Annotated in this window: 1 protein-coding gene; it reads right to left on the minus strand. The window is 46.4% G+C overall.

All coding sequences use genetic code 11. From position 1 onward, the window contains the following. Window positions 1-78: 78 nt before the first annotated feature. Window positions 79-1146, minus strand: a complete 1068-nt coding sequence (locus AC1DWB_RS35315) for a phosphodiester glycosidase family protein (protein WP_477545733.1) — start codon at window positions 1144-1146, stop codon at window positions 79-81. Between the last annotated feature and the right edge of the window lie 203 nt (window positions 1147-1349).

The following is a 1349-nucleotide window of genomic DNA, read 5'->3' on the forward strand; positions in this document are numbered from 1 at the left end:
CCTCAGGATCGTCTTAGTTTTCAGTGGCCCGGCCAGCGGCCGGGTCCTTGGCAGTTGAGTTTCGTTTGGCGCTTGGGGTTAGAAAGGTTTATCCGAGGAATCGAAATGTTTCATATCAATACCTTCCCAAATATTGTTCACTTTCACTTTGTCCGGTTTCTCGAATACTAGGAATGACGTTGGCAAATAACGCATGCCATAGCTGCTGGAAGGTCGATTGATGACTTGTTTGTCTTTGACAAGGACAGAGGAGGAACCCCCATCCAGATTGGCCGCTGTTACAGCGCCTCGTTCCAACAATATATTCTGAACATCGTATAACGTAGCTCCTACCGAATAGCCCGGTTGTCTGCCATCAATCACGACGAACATAATCGTGCCGTCTCGCGTTTGAGCCATACTCGTCCGAGGAGCGATCCCCCAGCCGTCGGCTGCGTTCTTGATCAAGCCTTTGCCATTAACAATAAACTTGGGCTGGAACGTAACCGCATCGTTGACCCCCATTTTCAGTAGTTCAGACGGTTTGTATCGCCCCGCGACCATCAATCCGTTCTTGTCGATTCCAACTACATTCACAGGGTCTTCCATCCCTACATCACTATACAGCAATTTGCCACCTGACATGACAATACCTGCGGGTTTGAAGCCGTTACCGTCCCAGTTCGGATCATCGAATGCTCCGCCATTCACACCGGCAATTGCACCTGTTCGTTTGACCATACTGAGAATTTGCTCGCCTTGTCCCACAATTGAAGTCGTAACCACACGAATCATCTTGGGATCATGTACGTAAAGAATTTGTCCCTTGAAACCCTTACCTTCAATTTGCTCTACTTCTACGTTTTTATTCGCTTTATTAGGCAGATCGATCGCATGATCATCTTTAATTTGCCCCATTTCATTGAAACGCTTGAGGTATTCGTCAACGCGTAGATTCAGCTCTTTTTCGCCGATCAAATATTTGGCAAGATGTCGATGCTGGGTAGCGATAATCGTATCGGCCAGCATGTAACGCACGCTAGTACCCGATGGTGTCAAATAAAACCATAAGGCAGCAGCAAGCATAACAACCAATATGAAAACAGAAGGATAGAGCAGCCATCGACGTCGCTTCGGTTTCCGAGGCGGCAACGCATTTGCCTCCATCATCTGTAAATTATGAGAATGCTCCATTTAGACAGCCCTACTTTCCAGTTGATTCTAGATGTAAATTCGGGACTATCCGAGTATAAAGGACGATTCTTAAGAAAAGATTAAGATTGTTGGAATTGGTGGAATGTTACAGGCTAGGAGTCTGTCCGACTAAAGCAAATCCGTGAATATTTATTCATTGCTGCGGTTATTGCGGG

The sequence above is a fragment of the Paenibacillus sp. P4_E11 genome, from assembly GCF_056401635.1.

What these genes read in the sequence shown, in the direction of transcription:
- AC1DWB_RS35315 (WP_477545733.1), bottom strand. Translation starts at nt 1,146, where the DNA reads ATGGAGGCAAATGCGTTGCCGCCTCGGAAACCGAAGCGACGTCGATGG.